Source organism: Microcoleus sp. S13_C3 (assembly GCF_036700905.1).
Classification (GTDB): domain Bacteria; phylum Cyanobacteriota; class Cyanobacteriia; order Cyanobacteriales; family Microcoleaceae; genus Microcoleus.
Genome location: NZ_JAUBPT010000101.1, coordinates 1 through 21921 on the forward strand (window position 1 = coordinate 1; position 21921 = coordinate 21921).

Here is a 21921-nt window from a genome sequence, read left to right on the forward strand (position 1 = left end):
AGTTGACAGTTGACAGTTGACAGTTGACAGTTGACAGTTGACAGTTGACAGTTGACAGTTGACAGTTGACAGTTGACCTGGGATACCGACATCTACCTGGAAGGAAGAGGATTGGAGTAATGAACAGTCTTCTTTTAATTTCTCCTGATCGGGGTTCTGGCTGTAAACCTATTCTTTCTGGTAATTGGTAATTGGTAATTGGTAATTTTTGCTGGCTAAATACTAATTACCAGTTTCTGATTATTAGGTGAATTTTTAATTCCAAAAGCGGGAGTTTTGAATTGCAGATTCTTGTTGAAGGCTGGCGTTTTATTTATCATTCCTATTGCGTAGCCAATCAATTTCAACTGCTGGAAATGCTCGCTCGCCCGCGAGGACAAATTGAGCTTTTCCACCGCGATATGCCCTACATTGACGCAGCTTGGGAGACAAAAATTAGTTTGTTCGATCGCCCAAATGAAACATTACTTCGCAGCATTAAGAGTCCGGCGGTAAATCAGTCAGCCGATGTTACCCTGCGAATGTACTGCCCGTGGGACTTCTCGGCATCCAGCAGCGCTCAAACTTGGGTATTTGCCGCCACAGAATGGGGGATTGTTACCAGTTCAGTATTACAGGCGATGGGTGTTAAGTCGATCGCCCAAACCCCGGTTAATTCAGAAACGAAAATTATTACACCTTCAGCCTGGTCAAAAGCCGGCTTAATTCGCAGCGGTGTTGAGGCCGATCGCATTGCCGTTGTACCTTTGGGAGTCGATCCTAAGATTTATTATCCTGCTGCGGGCGATCGGCGTCAATCACTGCGCGAAAGTTTCGGGTGGTCAAACTATTTTATATTTTTAAATATCGGAGGACAAACGGATCGCAAAGGCATTCGCCCTTTATTAAAAGCCTTCGCTGCGGTAGTTGACAAATATCCCGATGCGAGATTAGTTTTAAAAGGTTCAGAACTGCTTTATCCGTCGAGAGACGAGATTGCCCAAGCCTGCCGAGTTGTGCTCAACGATGCGGAAAGAGCGAGGGTTTTACCAAGATTAATTTATACTGGTAGCCAGCTATCTTTTGCTCAAATAGCAGAGTTTTACCAAGCAGCAGATGTTTATGTTTCTCCCTATTTGGCAGAAGGTTTTAATCTGCCGGTGTTGGAAGCTGCCGCTTGTGGTTTGCCGGTTATTTGCACGGCGGGCGGCCCTACAGATGATTTTACGCGATCGGACTTTGCACTGCGGATTGAAAGTAAATTTAGGGCTGTGGCGAGGGAGGGGGAAACGTTATTTATCTTAGCTCCTGAGTGGGAACATTTGACTGATTTGATGCAAGGGGCGATCGAACAGCCTGGATTGGCTGCGAAAGCGAGGGTTGCGGGCCCGGCTTTTGTGGCGGAAAATTTTACTTGGAGGCGTGTAGTCGATCGATTGCTTGAGGTTATGGGAGGAGATAGAAAGAGAGAGGACAAGTCTATTTTTGAGCCAATAATTTTGTAGTTTGGGCGTTTCAATCCCTGATAGGGTTTTAGGTTTTTTCCGGCACAATTACCTCCTATTCAAAATTTCCACAACTTCATCGTTTCAATCCCTGATAGGGTTTTAGGTTTTTTCCGGCGCGATCGTCTCCGAGTTAAACTTGCTCTCGATCGCACCTTTGAAGTTTCAATCCCTGATAGGGTTTTAGGTTTTTTCCGGCTCAAAGGGTGATTAGGGTTCGCCTTAGCTAAAGCTTTCGTTTCAATCCCTGATAGGGTTTTAGGTTTTTTCCGGCCGCCACTACCGAACCGCCTGCGACTTGCATTGAATGGGTTTCAATCCCTGATAGGGTTTTAGGTTTTTTCCGGCGCGAAAAATTAAAGCGCCCAAAGATTCAATTAATTGTTTCAATCCCTGATAGGGTTTTAGGTTTTTTCCGGCACGTTAACCATTTGAATTAATGTGCTTGCCACTTGTTTCAATCCCTGATAGGGTTTTAGGTTTTTTCCGGCTGGAGAAGGCTCAACTCCCTATGCGTATCGAGGCGAAGGTTTCAATCCCTGATAGGGTTTTAGGTTTTTTCCGGCGAACCGGAATTGTATCAGTTGCGCTTTCAACAACTGCGTTTCAATCCCTGATAGGGTTTTAGGTTTTTTCCGGCCATATCAATAATCCAGTTGTCATCAAAGAATCCAAGTTTCAATCCCTGATAGGGTTTTAGGTTTTTTCCGGCTAAGGAAGCTGCACACCGGCACCCTTGGACAAGAAAAGTTTCAATCCCTGATAGGGTTTTAGGTTTTTTCCGGCTCATTATCCTCCTAATAATTCTATGGGAAGCATAGCAACAGAAGTTTCAATCCCTGATAGGGTTTTAGGTTTTTTCCGGCCAAGAGTGGGAATTACTGGTACGGTTATAGAAGTTTCAATCCCTGATAGGGTTTTAGGTTTTTTCCGGCTCACTACTTTTGTTTTGGAATGCTTCCATTTATTGGGTTTCAATCCCTGATAGGGTTTTAGGTTTTTTCCGGCTCCTTCCCCCTGGGCTAGCGGCACCCATCGAAAAACTAGCGGCAAGTTTCAATCCCTGATAGGGTTTTAGGTTTTTTCCGGCGTCAGTGGTTCGCCACTTACTAGAGCCACCGATATGTTTCAATCCCTGATAGGGTTTTAGGTTTTTTCCGGCCCACCAACGAAACCGGCAACAGAGCCTCCCACTATCAGGTTTCAATCCCTGATAGGGTTTTAGGTTTTTTCCGGCTATCTGCAAAATTAGGAGGAAGTTCGGCTACTGTTTCAATCCCTGATAGGGTTTTAGGTTTTTTCCGGCTGAACTGGCGGCAGATGGGCTGGTATCTTATAGGCACATGTTTCAATCCCTGATAGGGTTTTAGGTTTTTTCCGGCGCAAGCGGTGGAAGCGCCCGCCCCGATCGTCCGTGTTTCAATCCCTGATAGGGTTTTAGGTTTTTTCCGGCAAGGTTATGGGCCGGGTCACTCTTCAGTTCCACGTTTCAATCCCTGATAGGGTTTTAGGTTTTTTCCGGCTCAAGTTGCTCAGTCAATGGCGGAAGTAGAGCGGCGGCGTTTCAATCCCTGATAGGGTTTTAGGTTTTTTCCGGCAGGGCCCGCCGCCAGTATCGCAGCCGAAACAATAAAGTTTCAATCCCTGATAGGGTTTTAGGTTTTTTCCGGCTTTGGATCAACTCTATAGCCTGTTTTTTGGTCAAATTCAGTTTCAATCCCTGATAGGGTTTTAGGTTTTTTCCGGCGTGTTGAGGAATTCCGATGAACTGTTGATGAATGTTTCAATCCCTGATAGGGTTTTAGGTTTTTTCCGGCACGGGAAGTGTTGATGGATTTAACAAAACTGAAAAGTTTCAATCCCTGATAGGGTTTTAGGTTTTTTCCGCCGTGAGAAAGAAAATATCAAGCCTGAATTAGAAAGTTTCAATCCCTGATAGGGTTTTAGGTTTTTTCCGGCTGATAGTTCTCTGGGAGATACTTGAAGAGGAAAATGTTTCAATCCCTGATAGGGTTTTAGGTTTTTTCCGGCTTATTGTAACGGTATCTGCACTCGTGATGAGTGGGGTAGTTTCAATCCCTGATAGGGTTTTAGGTTTTTTCCGGCGTTGAGCAGTCGAAAGTTGTTCAAGGCTAACACCGACGTTTCAATCCCTGATAGGGTTTTAGGTTTTTTCCGGCTTATGTATCCCAGCTCCCCCGGTGCGAGATTTACTTATTGCCAGTTTCAATCCCTGATAGGGTTTTAGGTTTTTTCCGGCCAACCACACCCTCATATTTGCGGTGTTCTTTGTGGTTTCAATCCCTGATAGGGTTTTAGGTTTTTTCCGGCGGGAGTGTGAATGTTAGGGGGGGGGTTGTTCCCTGCTAAGTTTCAATCCCTGATAGGGTTTTAGGTTTTTTCCGGCTTCGGTGTAGCGCCAGCATTCGAGTTTTGTCTGCCATTCGAGTTTCAATCCCTGATAGGGTTTTAGGTTTTTTCCGGCTCGAAGCCGAAGAAGCTATCCTCGGCGGGATTCTGATTGTTTCAATCCCTGATAGGGTTTTAGGTTTTTTCCGGCTTACTCGAACAAGAGGAGAATCAGTTAAGCCGCGTTTCAATCCCTGATAGGGTTTTAGGTTTTTTCCGGCTTTCCAGCACTTACAGCACAAGCAACCGCCCCGCACAGTTTCAATCCCTGATAGGGTTTTAGGTTTTTTCCGGCATTGGTGCGGGAAATATTGCCCGCAAATTGGCAGAGGAAAAGTTTCAATCCCTGATAGGGTTTTAGGTTTTTTCCGGCTTAATAAATAGGAGTCGCCACAATGGAGTTATCGAAAGTTTCAATCCCTGATAGGGTTTTAGGTTTTTTCCGGCTGGGGGTGCGAGCCTATACAGGATACGGTTTGCTCGAGTTTCAATCCCTGATAGGGTTTTAGGTTTTTTCCGGCGGAAGCGCCGCCGCGTTGTGTCATAGTATTTTTGCCTCGTTTCAATCCCTGATAGGGTTTTAGGTTTTTTCCGGCCCAAGTGTATAGAAGTCACGAAATAAGCTTCCATTCGCATTTTGCGGTTTCAATCCCTGATAGGGTTTTAGGTTTTTTCCGGCTATTCAGTTGCAAAATATCTGTGTCTTGACACTCGTGTTTCAATCCCTGATAGGGTTTTAGGTTTTTTCCGGCTCAAGAGCCAACGCCGATCAGCAACACGAAGCAAAAGCGTTTCAATCCCTGATAGGGTTTTAGGTTTTTTCCGGCTCGAAAATCTAATTTTCATCAATCACCTCCATGTTTCAATCCCTGATAGGGTTTTAGGTTTTTTCCGGCGGATTATCAACTTTTAGGCAATATATTGTTATGTGTTTCAATCCCTGATAAGGTTTTAGGTTTTTTCCGGCTCCCTGAACCACACCTCAAATTCACTTGGCATAGTTTCAATCCCTGATAGGGTTTTAGGTTTTTTCCGGCTTGGGAGATTTTCATTGGTTGATAATTTCTAAGATTTGTTTCAATCCCTGATAGGGTTTTAGGTTTTTTCCGGCGAGCGCTAGTTTGATAATTATATTGTGTGCAATCTCCGTTTCAATCCCTGATAGGGTTTTAGGTTTTTTCCGGCGAACTCAATTAGATCGATTTAAATTGGTGATTGAGAGTTTCAATCCCTGATAGGGTTTTAGGTTTTTTCCGGCGGGATTGGGTAGCGCTTTAGGGTTGGGTGCCGCTGTAGTTTCAATCCCTGATAGGGTTTTAGGTTTTTTCCGCAGGCTTTTTTGCTAGTTGCGATTGAAGTTCTGCGTTTCAATCCCTGATAGGGTTTTAGGTTTTTTCCGGCGTTGCAACATCTGTTGCGACAAACCATGACTCACGTTTCAATCCCTGATAGGGTTTTAGGTTTTTTCCGGCTAAACACGCTAAAAACGTTGTCTCTCGCCAAAAGTTTCAATCCCTGATAGGGTTTTAGGTTTTTTCCGGCCTTCAAGAAATTAAGATAAGACTTGCCTGCGGTGTTTCAATCCCTGATAGGGTTTTAGGTTTTTTCCGGCTCTGTCGAGAATTCGGTACGGATCGCTACCTTGAGTTTCAATCCCTGATAGGGTTTTAGGTTTTTTCCGGCTCGATCGAAAGTTTTGGGCCTCACTGATACTGGGCTGTTTCAATCCCTGATAGGGTTTTAGGTTTTTTCCGGCTCCCCCTAACACATACATACTCTGCATTACACATAGTTTCAATCCCTGATAGGGTTTTAGGTTTTTTCCGGCGATCGCACATCCTCTGGAAGTATTGAAGTATTACGTTTCAATCCCTGATAGGGTTTTAGGTTTTTTCCGGCTGATAGTAGTGATCCTATCTACTCTAATGGAATTTTGTGTTTCAATCCCTGATAGGGTTTTAGGTTTTTTCCGGCCTCTGGTGTGGTGGCCAGAACTGTACCATCCCGAGTTTCAATCCCTGATAGGGTTTTAGGTTTTTTCCGGCTAAATTCATCTGCTAATAGTTGATAGGTAGCTTGTTTCAATCCCTGATAGGGTTTTAGGTTTTTTCCGGCGCCCCCAATTTACTCTTCGTGGGCAGACCTTTCGTTTCAATCCCTGATAGGGTTTTAGGTTTTTTCCGGCAGAGCATCTGTATTTAATCAAATCCTTGGCAAGGTTTCAATCCCTGATAGGGTTTTAGGTTTTTTCCGGCACCAAATCGCCAATCTGCGGTACGGCTGAATAGGTTTCAATCCCTGATAGGGTTTTAGGTTTTTTCCGGCGTTATTCAACTGGAAACACAAATGAAGGAACTTAAGTTTCAATCCCTGATAGGGTTTTAGGTTTTTTCCGGCGATAAATGGCAAGTTCGCAAATCGTACTCTTTGGTTTCAATCCCTGATAGGGTTTTAGGTTTTTTCCGGCTGTTGATCGGGAATTCCAAGAAATGCTGAGCTACCAGTTTCAATCCCTGATAGGGTTTTAGGTTTTTTCCGGCACAACGACCTGTGAGCTTGCCGTAGTCACTGGCGTTTCAATCCCTGATAGGGTTTTAGGTTTTTTCCGGCGGGAGCGGGTTCTGGCGGTTCGTTGTCGCATTTTTGGTTTCAATCCCTGATAGGGTTTTAGGTTTTTTCCGGCAAGCAACGGCTTTAAGCAACCAGTAGCAGCACCTGCTGTTTCAATCCCTGATAGGGTTTTAGGTTTTTTCCGGCTCTAAAAGTTTGGCGTATTCGGATTTAGATGTCTCGTTTCAATCCCTGATAGGGTTTTAGGTTTTTTCCGGCGTGCCGAGCTTGCGAGGCGCGTGCCGTGGTAGGTAAAGTTTCAATCCCTGATAGGGTTTTAGGTTTTTTCCGGCAAATCCGGCTGGTATTGGAATAAGCTTAATGAGTTTCAATCCCTGATAGGGTTTTAGGTTTTTTCCGGCCTCCCCTTGTGCGAGAAGGTGGAAAAGGGAATCGACGACAGTTTCAATCCCTGATAGGGTTTTAGGTTTTTTCCGGCGTGGGGTGCGGAGATTGAAAGTGACACAGAATAGTTTCAATCCCTGATAGGGTTTTAGGTTTTTTCCGGCCTAAACCAGAAGAAGCAGGAATTAAATCTATCTCTGAGTTTCAATCCCTGATAGGGTTTTAGGTTTTTTCCGGCCCACATAGCTACCCTGCCTGTCTGGCCTGTGTGTAGTTTCAATCCCTGATAGGGTTTTAGGTTTTTTCCGGCTCGAAAAGCCCGCCTAAAAAGCCTTTATTGCTACTTGCGATCGGTTTCAATCCCTGATAGGGTTTTAGGTTTTTTCCGGCTCTACTATCCAGAAATTTTTGATTCAAGGAATTTTACGTTTCAATCCCTGATAGGGTTTTAGGTTTTTTCCGGCACAAATTGAACAATCAATGCAGTTTCTTGATGAAGTTGTTTCAATCCCTGATAGGGTTTTAGGTTTTTTCCGGCTTTAAAGCCCAACGGGAGGTGGTTATTCGTCACCCATGTTTCAATCCCTGATAGGGTTTTAGGTTTTTTCCGGCCCGCCCGTTTGACTATAAGTTTGCGGTCAAGCTCCGGTTTCAATCCCTGATAGGGTTTTAGGTTTTTTCCGGCTTTGCGTAGCTCGATCGACTTGGGATTAGCAGAAGCGAAGTTTCAATCCCTGATAGGGTTTTAGGTTTTTTCCGGCAAGATGCCGGAAACCTCTCAAACCCTTACGGGAAGGGGTTTCAATCCCTGATAGGGTTTTAGGTTTTTTCCGGCCCGACGATCGACGCGGTTGACAATGCTATTTTGGGGTTTCAATCCCTGATAGGGTTTTAGGTTTTTTCCGGCACTTGAATTTGTTTGGGCAAGTAACAGATAAGTGAGTTTCAATCCCTGATAGGGTTTTAGGTTTTTTCCGGCGCTAATATCTTGCTTCCAAGTCGGGTTTGTAGCGTTTCAATCCCTGATAGGGTTTTAGGTTTTTTCCGGCCTCCGTAGTTTTGCAGCACCTTCAGAGGAAAAAGTAGTTTCAATCCCTGATAGGGTTTTAGGTTTTTTCCGGCTAGAACCTTCCCCGCTCTGTCCGGGCCATTTAGCTTTCTCGTTTCAATCCCTGATAGGGTTTTAGGTTTTTTCCGGCTGTTGTGTCCGTTGACCACATAGACTTTTTTGTCGTTTCAATCCCTGATAGGGTTTTAGGTTTTTTCCGGCAAAGGCATTGAAATAACAAAAATTATGGCTCCTGGTTTCAATCCCTGATAGGGTTTTAGGTTTTTTCCGGCGGCTAAAGGCTATACGGGGAGTACGTTTGAGCGGTTTCAATCCCTGATAGGGTTTTAGGTTTTTTCCGGCTTAGTTGGCTCGTCTGACTGTATACATTGTCTACAAGTTTCAATCCCTGATAGGGTTTTAGGTTTTTTCCGGCTTTTGCAGACCTCTGCCTTGTCAGTCAAGATCATACCAGGTAAGTTTCAATCCCTGATAGGGTTTTAGGTTTTTTCCGGCTAGACTCCGTCCAAGGGACTATAGGGTTAAGAGATATAGTTTCAATCCCTGATAGGGTTTTAGGTTTTTTCCGGCGCCAGCAAAAGCATGCCGGGATTAGGTTTGCGAAATTGTTTCAATCCCTGATAGGGTTTTAGGTTTTTTCCGGCTTGGAATTGTTGGCGCGACTGCCTTGCCGTTCAACGTTTCAATCCCTGATAGGGTTTTAGGTTTTTTCCGGCTTGGCCGCTTAGACCCGAATGGGCGGAGCAATGGGTTTCAATCCCTGATAGGGTTTTAGGTTTTTTCCGGCGATACAGCGCTAGATCCAAAGTCGTACAAAATACCGTTTCAATCCCTGATAGGGTTTTAGGTTTTTTCCGGCCTAAAACTGCTCAGGCAGTCAGTCCGCAACCTGAATCGTTTCAATCCCTGATAGGGTTTTAGGTTTTTTCCGGCTCAGTTGGTAGTTTAGCTTGAGAATTAATAGTTATGTTTCAATCCCTGATAGGGTTTTAGGTTTTTTCCGGCTAAAATCCGCAAACTAAATGGCGAGTTCGGTTCGGAGATGGGTTTCAATCCCTGATAGGGTTTTAGGTTTTTTCCGGCTATATGCAAACCAATAATCAGAACCAACTTTAAGAGATTCGTTTCAATCCCTGATAGGGTTTTAGGTTTTTTCCGGCTTGTACAACGTGCCAGAAATAGAGAAAATTCCGTTTCAATCCCTGATAGGGTTTTAGGTTTTTTCCGGCGCTGCTCTAATACAAATGATTTTTTTTCATCATCTATTATTAGTTTCAATCCCTGATAGGGTTTTAGGTTTTTTCCGGCCTCAGGATAACGAAGAACAGCAGCACATCATCCCCTGTTTCAATCCCTGATAGGGTTTTAGGTTTTTTCCGGCCGTTGAGCAAACAAAACCACTCGCTCATAAGTTGGTTTCAATCCCTGATAGGGTTTTAGGTTTTTTCCGGCGATGTACGAAATGATGGCTGAAAGTATGTCCGATGGCGTTTCAATCCCTGATAGGGTTTTAGGTTTTTTCCGGCTCAAGTTTGTCTTCGATTGAGAGATGTATCATATGTCTGTTTCAATCCCTGATAGGGTTTTAGGTTTTTTCCGGCTAGAGCAGCCAAAATTCTTTCAATTTCACCTTTCCGTTTCAATCCCTGATAGGGTTTTAGGTTTTTTCCGGCTATCACTTGCTATCACTTGCTATCACTTTTGCTATCACTTACGTTTCAATCCCTGATAGGGTTTTAGGTTTTTTCCGGCATTCACGCAGCTATTTTAAATGTAGTAAGTGCGAAGGTTTCAATCCCTGATAGGGTTTTAGGTTTTTTCCGGCGCAAGTATTGAGCGAACGACGCTTAGCAGCACAGAGTTTCAATCCCTGATAGGGTTTTAGGTTTTTTCCGGCTCAACCCACCACATGGTTTGTTTGAAATCATCAGTAAAGTGTTTCAATCCCTGATAGGGTTTTAGGTTTTTTCCGGCCCTCAAAATCAGAAGTCGCCAGCGGTTGCAGCGACAAATCGGTTTCAATCCCTGATAGGGTTTTAGGTTTTTTCCGGCTGCGGCTTCAGTAGTCTGTCTGGGAGTGGTTGCCAAGTTTCAATCCCTGATAGGGTTTTAGGTTTTTTCCGGCTAGAAAAAATAGCCACACCATCTAAAGGATTGATTGATAGTTTCAATCCCTGATAGGGTTTTAGGTTTTTTCCGGCCAAAATCGAAGTTAATGACGGTAAGGATGGATTAGAAAGTTTCAATCCCTGATAGGGTTTTAGGTTTTTTCCGGCCTTGGATTTGTTGAGCGGTTTCTAGTTCGATTTGCAGTTTCAATCCCTGATAGGGTTTTAGGTTTTTTCCGGCTAGAAGACAATCTAAATAAAGAAATATTATTTATAAAGTTTCAATCCCTGATAGGGTTTTAGGTTTTTTCCGGCTGTAGTAATTACCTAGCCCAATTAGGTTAAAGTTCTGTTTCAATCCCTGATAGGGTTTTAGGTTTTTTCCGGCGGAAGCGACACAACCCCCACAGCACACCTACAGGTTTCAATCCCTGATAGGGTTTTAGGTTTTTTCCGGCTCAAGGCAACTGCACCGGGCGCGAACTTGGCGGCTGTTTCAATCCCTGATAGGGTTTTAGGTTTTTTCCGGCTGAATTGGATTTGGTACGCTGCTGACTATCCATCAAGTTTCAATCCCTGATAGGGTTTTAGGTTTTTTCCGGCACAGATAAAAGTTGAGAGTTTTAAAAGCTAGAATAAAGTTTCAATCCCTGATAGGGTTTTAGGTTTTTTCCGGCCCGGCTCTACCTTGGAGAAGATTACTCTCAAGGATACCAGTGGTTTCAATCCCTGATAGGGTTTTAGGTTTTTTCCGGCTCAAAGAAGATGGCTTGACTCTGACAGAAGCCAATATTGTTTCAATCCCTGATAGGGTTTTAGGTTTTTTCCGGCTTTACATCATGACTACTCAAACAGTTTCGCAGATTTTAGAGTTTCAATCCCTGATAGGGTTTTAGGTTTTTTCCGGCTAAACAACGCCTACAGAATAGCAGCCCGAATCCAGTAAGTTTCAATCCCTGATAGGGTTTTAGGTTTTTTCCGGCACAATTTCCCGTTAAGCCTTTATTCTGTCAGTTCATTTTAGGTTTCAATCCCTGATAGGGTTTTAGGTTTTTTCCGGCTACCTTAAGAGAGTGGCGACCTGGTGAAGAATGGGTGTTTCAATCCCTGATAGGGTTTTAGGTTTTTTCCGGCTCTCTAATTAAACCCTCAATTTCCATCCCTGCCGAGTTTCAATCCCTGATAGGGTTTTAGGTTTTTTCCGGCCGATCCTTATGCTTGGGAAAATGCACTGATCATGTTTCAATCCCTGATAGGGTTTTAGGTTTTTTCCGGCAGAAAGTGCAGTTAGTATCCCGGTATGGGTGTTTGTTTCAATCCCTGATAGGGTTTTAGGTTTTTTCCGGCTGTGATTTTTCTTGCTGGCGCTTGAAAGTTTGCCATTTCGTTTCAATCCCTGATAGGGTTTTAGGTTTTTTCCGGCGTGTTGTGGGTTTGGTTTACCTCGGTAGCCGTTAGAGTTTCAATCCCTGATAGGGTTTTAGGTTTTTTCCGGCATGGCAGCAGCCGGACACGTCGATATTGGCTCGAAGTTAAGGTTTCAATCCCTGATAGGGTTTTAGGTTTTTTCCGGCATTGACCGCAGTTCCTTAAGCAATGGGGGCGGGGCTTTTTGTTTCAATCCCTGATAGGGTTTTAGGTTTTTTCCGGCAGGTTGGCTGCCAATTTTTACTCCCCCAACCATGTCAGTTTCAATCCCTGATAGGGTTTTAGGTTTTTTCCGGCCGAGTAGGACGGGTTTCCGGCGTTAGCGCTGCCAATCGTTTCAATCCCTGATAGGGTTTTAGGTTTTTTCCGGCTGAAATTTGCTCGTTGCTGCGAGACTTGGGGGTAAGTTTCAATCCCTGATAGGGTTTTAGGTTTTTTCCGGCTTGGGACTAAAGCTTGAGACAATCTTGGTATCCCTGTTTCAATCCCTGATAGGGTTTTAGGTTTTTTCCGGCGCTAGTTGGAGCCAGTATTCGCAGGCCTACAACGGGAAGCTGTTTCAATCCCTGATAGGGTTTTAGGTTTTTTCCGGCATCGCCGAAGAAATTGACACTGTACGCTATTGCGTTTCAATCCCTGATAGGGTTTTAGGTTTTTTCCGGCTTGGGATGTGTACCGCTCTTGCCAAGATAAAGGTATTGTTTCAATCCCTGATAGGGTTTTAGGTTTTTTCCGGCGGAGGAAAGGAAATGAGCGGACAATGGCAGGCTGACGGGTTTCAATCCCTGATAGGGTTTTAGGTTTTTTCCGGCCCTGAGAAATTCCATCCTGCTTAGCCGATCGCAAGTTTCAATCCCTGATAGGGTTTTAGGTTTTTTCCGGCTCTGACTCATCGACTATTGTGATAGGTGGGGCAGAGAGTTTCAATCCCTGATAGGGTTTTAGGTTTTTTCCGGCTCGGCCTCAATCTGTAACTCAGTGTCTGTAACCGTGGGTGTTTCAATCCCTGATAGGGTTTTAGGTTTTTTCCGGCTCGCAGGATATAACTCAAATAGAGAAGCTTTTATAGAAGGTTTCAATCCCTGATAGGGTTTTAGGTTTTTTCCGGCGTATTGGCGGTGTGATCTGTGCTGTCGCCGTAAGCTCGAAGGTTTCAATCCCTGATAGGGTTTTAGGTTTTTTCCGGCGTGATGCGCGGTACCTGGGTGCTGGTGGAGGCTCAGGTATCGCCGCGTTTCAATCCCTGATAGGGTTTTAGGTTTTTTCCGGCTCGCACTTTTCACCGCATCCACCTCCGCAGCAGTGTGTTTCAATCCCTGATAGGGTTTTAGGTTTTTTCCGGCGTACCGGGAGTTGAAGGAAGAACTAGAAGCGTTGGGTTTCAATCCCTGATAGGGTTTTAGGTTTTTTCCGGCTTGAGTGTAATTAAAGCTGAAAGTACCTCGAGAATCGGTTTGAAGTTTCAATCCCTGATAGGGTTTTAGGTTTTTTCCGGCGAAGGTGATCGCGTTTTTGGCTGGCACAAATCAGTTTCAATCCCTGATAGGGTTTTAGGTTTTTTCCGGCACTTATTATATAATTGGTCAGGAGTTACTTTCACCTTAGTTTCAATCCCTGATAGGGTTTTAGGTTTTTTCCGGCGCAGAGCTGATTTATAGAGTTTAGCTTCATCAAGTTTCAATCCCTGATAGGGTTTTAGGTTTTTTCCGGCCGGCTTTAGGTAGCGCTTTAGGATTAGGCGCCGCTGTAGTTTCAATCCCTGATAGGGTTTTAGGTTTTTTCCGGCCTGATGTCCGACCTCAAGGATTCCGGGGATATTGAGCAGGTTTCAATCCCTGATAGGGTTTTAGGTTTTTTCCGGCTTTAATTCTTCCGGCGTATAGTAGCCAGCGATCCGTTTCAATCCCTGATAGGGTTTTAGGTTTTTTCCGGCTAAAAGACTATGTTAGTCAGCTTACGAATAGCAGTCAGGCTGTTTCAATCCCTGATAGGGTTTTAGGTTTTTTCCGGCCCGTTTTGCGGCACAGCTTTTAAATCTTTCAAAGTTTCAATCCCTGATAGGGTTTTAGGTTTTTTCCGGCTCGATTTCAACGGTATGATACCGACCGACTTTTTAGTTTCAATCCCTGATAGGGTTTTAGGTTTTTTCCGGCCCGCGCGGTTGCTCCGAAAGTAGCTCTAAAAGCGTCCAAGTTTCAATCCCTGATAGGGTTTTAGGTTTTTTCCGGCTGGGCTGGGATGCGTGGGGTGCGGAGGTTCAAATTGTTTCAATCCCTGATAGGGTTTTAGGTTTTTTCCGGCTCGCTTCTGGGTGGCTGCTGAGTACCGCAGAAGTCGGGTTCAAATTGTTTCAATCCCTGATAGGGTTTTAGGTTTTTTCCGGCAAAACGCGCTTTAACTATGGGGCCAAATCAAGAAGGTTTCAATCCCTGATAGGGTTTTAGGTTTTTTCCGGCGGCAGACGCAAAGGCAACCATTCTCAAACAGGGAGTTTCAATCCCTGATAGGGTTTTAGGTTTTTTCCGGCATAGAAGAGCTTGCTTGTAAGTGACTATCGGATAAGGGTTTCAATCCCTGATAGGGTTTTAGGTTTTTTCCGGCGTTATTTGGGTTTTTAGCTGGTTGGTTTTGCCAATAAATGATGGTTTCAATCCCTGATAGGGTTTTAGGTTTTTTCCGGCTTGATGTAGTAAATGGATTTGCAAATTTTTCAATCGTTTCAATCCCTGATAGGGTTTTAGGTTTTTTCCGGCGATGTAGTGTTTATGAACCTCGCCGGCTACTTTTTGTTTCAATCCCTGATAGGGTTTTAGGTTTTTTCCGGCAGGATCTACTCATGAAAGTAACACAGACTGCCACGTTTCAATCCCTGATAGGGTTTTAGGTTTTTTCCGGCTTGAGGAAATCTACTGGTGTCTCGATCGCAAGCTTGAAGTTTCAATCCCTGATAGGGTTTTAGGTTTTTTCCGGCTTTCGGGAGGGGGCATCCAGCAACAGCAACAATATCGTTTCAATCCCTGATAGGGTTTTAGGTTTTTTCCGGCCGTATTGGGTACAAACCTGCGATCGGCACAGAAAAGTTTCAATCCCTGATAGGGTTTTAGGTTTTTTCCGGCAGGGATATGCCGCCTACGAATCGTGGGAAGCTCGTTTCAATCCCTGATAGGGTTTTAGGTTTTTTCCGGTCATCTGTTATTTTATTTGCAGCCGCACTAGCCGTCACAGCGTTTCAATCCCTGATAGGGTTTTAGGTTTTTTCCGGCTTCTAGTACAGCTTTAATTCGGTCTTGAACTATTTTTGTTTCAATCCCTGATAGGGTTTTAGGTTTTTTCCGGCGTTATCGTAAAAGCGGATAGTGATGTCGGTTATTGGTTTCAATCCCTGATAGGGTTTTAGGTTTTTTCCGGCTGAATTGATCCGTTTTGTCCTTCACCGTGTACACAGCAATGTTTCAATCCCTGATAGGGTTTTAGGTTTTTTCCGGCGGCCCGTTCCAGAAGCCAGGGTGTATTTGGTTTTCAAGGTGCAGTTCCGTGAATCTCAAACAAAAGTACCATTCCAGCCTTCGGGTTGTCAATACCAAAAATTTCCTATTCACTCCAAAACCTTATCCTGTAAAGCTTTCAGACTTTCCGTGAATCGTTTTTTCAGAGGAGGGGCATCAAACTCTTGCTGCATATGAGTTTGAGGCGAAAAATTTGATACCCCTATTTTAACACCTACCGGTTCACGGAAACTAGGCAAAAAATATTGTGCGATCAACGGGATCTACGCCACCAATACCTTCGATCTTACCCTGACAGCAAACGCACAGCGGAAAAAACCAAATACTGTCTTCCTTGGGTTGGATGACTTTCTTCGGCGTGGCGATCGTAACTTAGACTTGAGTCCTAGCCGGAATCAATCTCCTCAACTGGTTGCATGACTTTGTTCGGCGTGGCGATCGTAACTTAGACTTGAGTCCTAGCCGGAATCAATCTCCTCAACTGGTTGGATGACTTTGTTCGGCATGGCGATCGTAACTTAGACTTGAGTCCTAGCCGGAATCAATCTCCTCAACTGGTTGCATGACTTTGTTCGGCATGGCGATCGTAACTTAGACTTGAGTCCTAGCCGGAATCAATCTCCTCAAACGATTCCGCCAACCAGAAAGCAAAGCGATTAAAAAACAACTCCGATCTATCAAAAAAAATTAGCTTATATTCAACAGCTAACGGCTTAGACACTTATCTCTAAAATCTCACAAAAGAGCCAGATAAAAGCTGCCAAGTCGTAGAATTATCAAAATCTATGCTTTAGAAAATCCCAGACCACAACTTATATTTTACCTAAATTGAATCCCAAATTAATTGCTAGGAGTGATTTGCCCTAACTTATTCAGCGAAACCTAAACATTCAATAAGTAGCGAAGTTTAACCTGCCATATTTGCGGTATTTGTGCTTCGCGCTTCCGAAAAATGTTATTGGCAAATTGCATACAAAATCCCCCAAATTAACTTAAAATCAGTAGAGTGGCATTTACCTTAAAACAACCTATGACAAAAGCCGAAATTAGCACCAAAAACATCACAGTTTCTAACGGGGATTTGCAAATAGCTGCATACCTAGCCCAACCAGCCTCCCCAGGGCAATTTCCCGCAGTTATCGTGATTCAAGAAATCTTTGGCGTCAACTCACACATCCGCGAAGTTACTGAAAGAATAGCAAAAGAAGGATATGTGGCGATCGCCCCAGCCATTTACCAGCGTCAAGCCCCCGGCTTTGAAACTGGCTACACACCCGAAGCCATCCAAATCGGCAGAGAATACAAAGAAAAAACCACCGCTTCGGAACTTCTGGGCGATATCCAAGCCACCATCGATTACCTCAAAACTCTACCCTCTGTCAAACAACAAGGTTTTGGCTGCATCGGTTTCTGCTTTGGAGGGCACGTCGCCTACCTTGCCGCTACATTGCCCGAAATCAAGGCTACAGCGTCGTTCTACGGCGCCGGTATCGCCACACTAACTCCCGGCGGCGGAACCCCCACGATCGCCCGCACAGCAGACATTAAAGGCACTCTCTACGCCTTTTTTGGCACTCAAGACCCCAGCATTCCCTTAGAACAAGTTGACCAAATCGCCGCCGAATTGCAAAAACACAGTATTTCTCACCAAATTTTCCGCTACAATGCCGATCACGGCTTCTTCTGCGACCACCGCGGCAGTTACGACGCTACGGCAGCAGCCGACTCGTGGATGCAGGTGAAGCAGCTATTTCATCAGCAACTTCAACCAGCCTAGAGATTGGGAGATGGGGAGATAGGGAGATGGGGAGAGTGGGAAAATTTTTTCTACTGACGACTGCCAACTAAATTACTGACAACTGACAACTAAACTGACATGAATTCCAAATCTACAGGTTCTCAAAGCGCAAAACCATCCTTTTCAATGGATGATTTTGCTAAAGCCCTCGAACAGCACAATTATGAGTTCCAGAAGGGACAAGTAGTGCGCGGCAAAGTGTTCGAGTACGACTCAAACGGCGCGTATGTTGATATCGGCGGCAAGTCTTCGGCTTTTTTGCCGATCGAAGAGGCTGCTTTGAGAACAGTAACGGATTTGTCGGAAGTGGTTCCGCTGGACGAGGAACGGGACTTTTTGATTATCCGCGAACAAGATGCAGATGGCCAAGTTACTTTGTCTCTGCGGCAGTTACAAATTCAGCAAGCTTGGGAAGATTTAGTTGAATTGCAGGAAACCGGTAAAGTTCTTCAGGTGCGGGTTTCTGGGGCTAATAAGGGCGGCGTGACGGTAGATGTTCAGGGAATGCGCGGCTTTATTCCCCGATCGCACTTAGTCGATCGCGATAACCTAGAATCGCTGATCGGTCAATCTTTGAGCGTTAATTTTTTGGAGGTCGATCGCGAACGGGAAAAACTCGTACTTTCCCAGCGGATGGCCACTCAATCGAATGCTTTCAAGGACTTGCAAATTGGTCAGTTGGTGGAAGGAAAAGTCAGCAGCATCAAGCCTTTTGGGGTGTTTGTGGACTTGGAAGGAGTTAGCGGTTTGCTGCACATCAAGCAAGTTAGCCAAAAATATATTGATAACCTTGGAAAGGTGTTTGCACCCGGTCAACCCCTGAAAGCGATCGTAGTTGACCTCGATGAAAGTCGTGGCCGAATTTCACTTTCTACTCGGGTACTGGAAAATTACCCAGGGGAAATGGTGGATAAAATGGCGGATGTTATGGATACCGCAGAAGAGCGATCGGAACGTGCTAGAAAGACTCTTTCTTAAGTCTTGATATAATTACCACCCCGACTTCTTTAAGAAGTGGGGGTGGTAAAAGTGCGATCGTTTTACGTTTAATTAAGTTGATTTACTTATTTTGCATTCTACATCGACTTCTTATACCAGTTTCCCAAAAAAATCCCACTATAGCAATCCTCCCATCATTTGTGAATTTCTTACTCCCTCCCCGAACCCGCTCTGAGGGTTGGGGTGGGGTAAAAAATTTACGACTCCTCCAAGGATTGCTATATAGGCTAACTCCAAACCCCTATCCAGTAAGTTAATACTTATCGCCAACTAAAAATCCAAAATCCAAAATTGTCTTACTTCTTCCTTTGACTATCTATAGCGGTTCTCAAGCGTGGTGAGGTATGCCCACGGAGGCCACGGAGGGCTATGCTCTCTGCCCACGGAGGCCACGGAGGCCATGAGTACCTCATATGAGACCTCGAAAGGCTATAACTCCCTTTTAACGTTCCTTATTTAACCCCATTAGCTACTACTCCTAATACTTTAAAATCGGCCACATTTAGTTGATCTAAAGCTTTGCTTACCATGCCGCGATCGGTTTTTTCTATTTTTACTATCAGCACTGTACCATCAGTTTGAGAAGCTAGTAAATGACCGTCTGCTAAACCAATCAAAGCCGGCGTATCGTAAATGACTAAATCAAATAAGGCTAGGAATTGTTCCATTAAATAGTGCATCTTTCTCGAAGAAAGTAATTTAATTGGATCTGCGGGAATAGTACCTGCTGTGAGGACAAAAAGATTGTCATCGTCGGGTAATCGCTGAATAGCCTCATTTAAGCTTAAATCAGAACTTAAAACATTACTTAAACCTTTGATATTTGATAAGCCAAGGTATGTGTGCAGTTGAGGCAAACGCATATTAGCATCCACTAATAATACTCGTTTACCAACAGCCGAAGCAGTTTTAGCTAAATAAAGTGCTACAGTGGACTTACCCTCACCTTTAATGGTCGAAGTGATGGTTAAAGAACTTATTGGGTTGTCAGCATTTAATAATTGAATATTTGTGTATAAGTAGTGAAATGCCTCGACCACAGGAAAATCTTTGTAATTTGAAACTATTATTCGTTTTAAGCTTGCACTGTTAGTATTTGAACTTACGCTAGTGAATTTAGGTGGAACACTTTCACCTCTACGAGATTTAATTTTCATCGCTTTGGCGATCGGAATGACTCCTAAAAGAGGGCGTTTAGTTGCTGATTTAATTTCTTCTGGAGTATGGAAAACAGTATTTAAAACTTCTACTAGGAAACCTACAGCAATGCCTAGTAAAGTGCTAATAACGATCGCGATTGCTAGGTGGCGACGGGTTTGTTTTTCTGTTACTGGGTTGAGATCACCATTTTCGTTTGTGACTAACTGTGGTTTAGATATAATTTGCCAAGAGCTATCAATTTGACCAGCATCTAGTTGTAAAGTTTTTTGTTTTTCTAGGAACAGTTTTAGAGTATCTTTAGCTAGTTCTAGTTTTAATTGTATGTCATCATAGCGACGTTGAGCTTGGGGCAGTTGAGTGATTTTTGCTTGCAGTAAATTTTGGCTCTTAGTTATCAATCGCTCGCGAGCTTCCAACTGTTCTAGTTGTGATTTCATCTGAAAGAGGACAGACTCAGCTTCTTTTTGCATTAAATCGCGCAAACTTTGCTGCTTTTCCCGCAAAGATTGAATGGGAAGGCTATTTTCATAAAATTGAGTAGAGCTTAAAGCTAATTGCGACTCTATTTCATTTACTCTGCCCATTAAACTTTCATAAGACTTGGGCCTAATCTCCACAATCCAACGATTATCGCCCGTTAAATATCTTTTTTTGTAGCTTTCATATTGAAGCCTACTTTCTGCCAGTTGTCCTTGCACTTCTAGGCGACGATTAGTTAAATTATCTAGCTGATCTGATAGGCTGCGGCTGCGTAGTTCTGGTTGATTAAAGTTATACTGAACTCTTAACATTTGTAATTCTTGTTGCAAATTATCAACTTTCTGCTGGAGTGGTGGCATTTGGCGATCGATAAAATCCATACTTTTTTGGCTAACTTTTAAACGCTGTTTGCCCATATATTCTAGGTAATATTTTGCAGTTTCATCCAGCACATATTGGATGCGCTTGGGATCTCGATCGCGGTAGCTAATATTTAGGAGTTTAGTAGCCCCCTGCTTCCCATCTTTCAAGAAAGTAACACGTTCGATTGTCAATCGCTTGTTGAGATTTTTATAGTCAAACTTTGGATATTTCTTCTGCAAGTTATTAACTAAGGGTAGTAAAACTTCTGGGCTTTTTAAAACCCGCGTTAAACTTTGATAATCCACCGAGGAACCGTCTTCCGCTGATGATTTAATTTTGTTCAAGTCTGTGATACCTAAACTATTATTTTGAGCTTGAACCAAGAGCTTTGATAGCCGATCGTCAGCCGTAATGGGTTCTGCTAAAACTGTAAATTTTCCTTCATACTCGTTAATAGATTTTTTGGCAGCCATGAGCACGAAACTACCGCTTAAAGTAGCTATGCTGGCAGCTACTATGCCCATCACCAGAAGGCGACGTTTGACGACAGCTAGTACCCAATTCATATCAAGAACTTGGTCATCCTCTGCTGGGGTACTAGCTAGGTAATTAGCGGAGGGAACAGACAAATATTGACCATTAAGGTCATTTTTTAGGGAAGACAACAGTTTTTTATCCATAGCAAAAATGTTATTTAATTCCTAATTTCCCAATAGTCTGAGTAGCTCGATGAGTCTGGTAGGAACGAGAATTCCACCAATAATACTACCAGCGGGTGTGAGAACAGTGTTAATGGTGTCTACCAAGGTAGCAGTCCTCGAACGTCCCACTATAATTATGTCATTATCTTGAATCAGTGGGTTGGTTTGAGCATCGATTCCTTGATTCAAATTAATTGCTACTTCCGATCGCGATACAGTGCCATTAGGATTCAGCCTGATCAGTTCCACGGATCTAGAGTTAGCACGAGTTAGTCTGAAACCCCCCGCAGTCATAATTGCTTGATTTAAGGTAGTATTAGGAGGTAATTTAAGCCCACCCGGAGTATTGACTTCTCCGATAACACTCACTTGCACAGTCCCCGGTGCAAAGCTAGCAGTAGCTAGAACCGAAACTTCTCCCGGGTCGATCGCCGTCGCTGTCGGGACAAAGATGATATCCCCTTCTTGTAGAATAGTATCTTGAGAGGTATCTTGTTCTTGCAAATATTGCCAAAGGTTAATAGTGCGGATTTGTTGTTTGCCATTTCTAGTATAACGTTGGAGTTGGATTTGCCGAATATCAGCGATTGATGTGATGCCACCAGCTAGTTGTAGAGCTCGAATGATGGTCGGTTGTCCGCTGGTTCTTTGACCATTTTGGGTATCACCACCGATCGCTACATATCTACCGGGACGCTTTACCTCTCCGAATACTGAGACACTACGGGGTTGCTCTGCTGGTATAGAAAAAGTAGATTCACTAACTTGATTTGTTTCTGCTAAATTAATTGTTTCTTGAGGGGGAACCAAGATTTGATCTCCATCTCGCAACGTGATGTCTTGGCTTGTTTGACCAGTTTGTAAATAATCCCACAGGTTATAAGTGAGAGTTATTTGTTGGTTAGCCTTGACACGACGTCGGACAATTACTCGGCGGATATCAGCGCTAGCTCGAATACCGCCAGCTTTTTCTAAAGCTTGAGGGATCGTGGGAAACTGAACTGATGGTGTATTTCCACCTCCATTAGCTAGGGGCAATGAGTAGGAGCCGGGACGACTTATTTCACCCGACAACCAAATATTGAGCGGGCGGGCAGCTTGTAAGCTGATGGTAACTAAAGGTCTTTTTACGACCCGGCCATAAGCTCTAGTGATAACTTGGGCTGCCTGGTCTAAAGTTAATCCTTGAAGGGAAACACTACCAATAACCGGGATTTGAATAGCTCCCCCAGCGGGAATTTGATACACCCCACTAAGCTGGGGCAGATCGTAGATATCAATTCTAATATTGTCTCCACCACCTAGATAGTAGTCAGTATTAATGCTTATTGTGGGGGCTGGGGACTGAGCGAAGTTGGTTTGAGGGTAGGAGAGAGTGAGTACCAGCGCCAGCAGTGGCACTTGTAAGGCAGGAAGGGTAAGCCATTTCATAGGTAGTAACAAATTTGATGATAGAGGTA

At 43.9% G+C, this 21921-nt stretch carries 5 protein-coding genes and 1 CRISPR repeat array; of the genes, 3 read left to right on the plus strand and 2 right to left on the minus strand.

Translation table 11 applies throughout. The features are described from left to right. The first annotated feature begins 281 nt into the window (after positions 1-281). The 3 genes from QUA16_RS24105 (at position 282) to QUA16_RS24115 (ending at position 17735) form a co-directional block, all read left to right on the plus strand. The gene (locus tag QUA16_RS24105; protein WP_333181370.1) at positions 282-1484 is read left to right on the plus strand and encodes a glycosyltransferase family 4 protein; all 1203 of its coding nucleotides are present in this window, start codon (positions 282-284) and stop codon (positions 1482-1484) included. A 7-nt stretch (positions 1485-1491) separates the two neighbouring features. After that, positions 1492-14939: a CRISPR direct-repeat array (repeat unit 37 nt; unit sequence GTTTCAATCCCTGATAGGGTTTTAGGTTTTTTCCGGC). 1050 nt (positions 14940-15989) lie between these two features. Then, positions 15990-16736: a dienelactone hydrolase family protein gene (locus QUA16_RS24110; RefSeq protein WP_333181372.1), complete on the plus strand. Its 747-nt coding sequence runs from the start codon at positions 15990-15992 to the stop codon at positions 16734-16736. A 99-nt stretch (positions 16737-16835) separates the two neighbouring features. Beyond that, on the plus strand, positions 16836-17735 hold the full coding sequence (locus QUA16_RS24115; protein WP_333181373.1) for a S1 RNA-binding domain-containing protein: 900 nt from the start codon (positions 16836-16838) through the stop codon (positions 17733-17735). 473 nt (positions 17736-18208) lie between these two features. Here the strand turns inward: QUA16_RS24115 and QUA16_RS24120 are convergent, their stop codons facing one another. Next, entirely contained in the window at positions 18209-20440 is a 2232-nt protein-coding gene (locus QUA16_RS24120) for a polysaccharide biosynthesis tyrosine autokinase (RefSeq protein ID WP_333181375.1), read from the minus strand. A gap of 21 nt (positions 20441-20461) precedes the next feature. Continuing rightward, entirely contained in the window at positions 20462-21892 is a 1431-nt protein-coding gene (locus tag QUA16_RS24125) for an SLBB domain-containing protein (protein ID WP_333181377.1), read from the minus strand. Between the last annotated feature and the right edge of the window lie 29 nt (positions 21893-21921).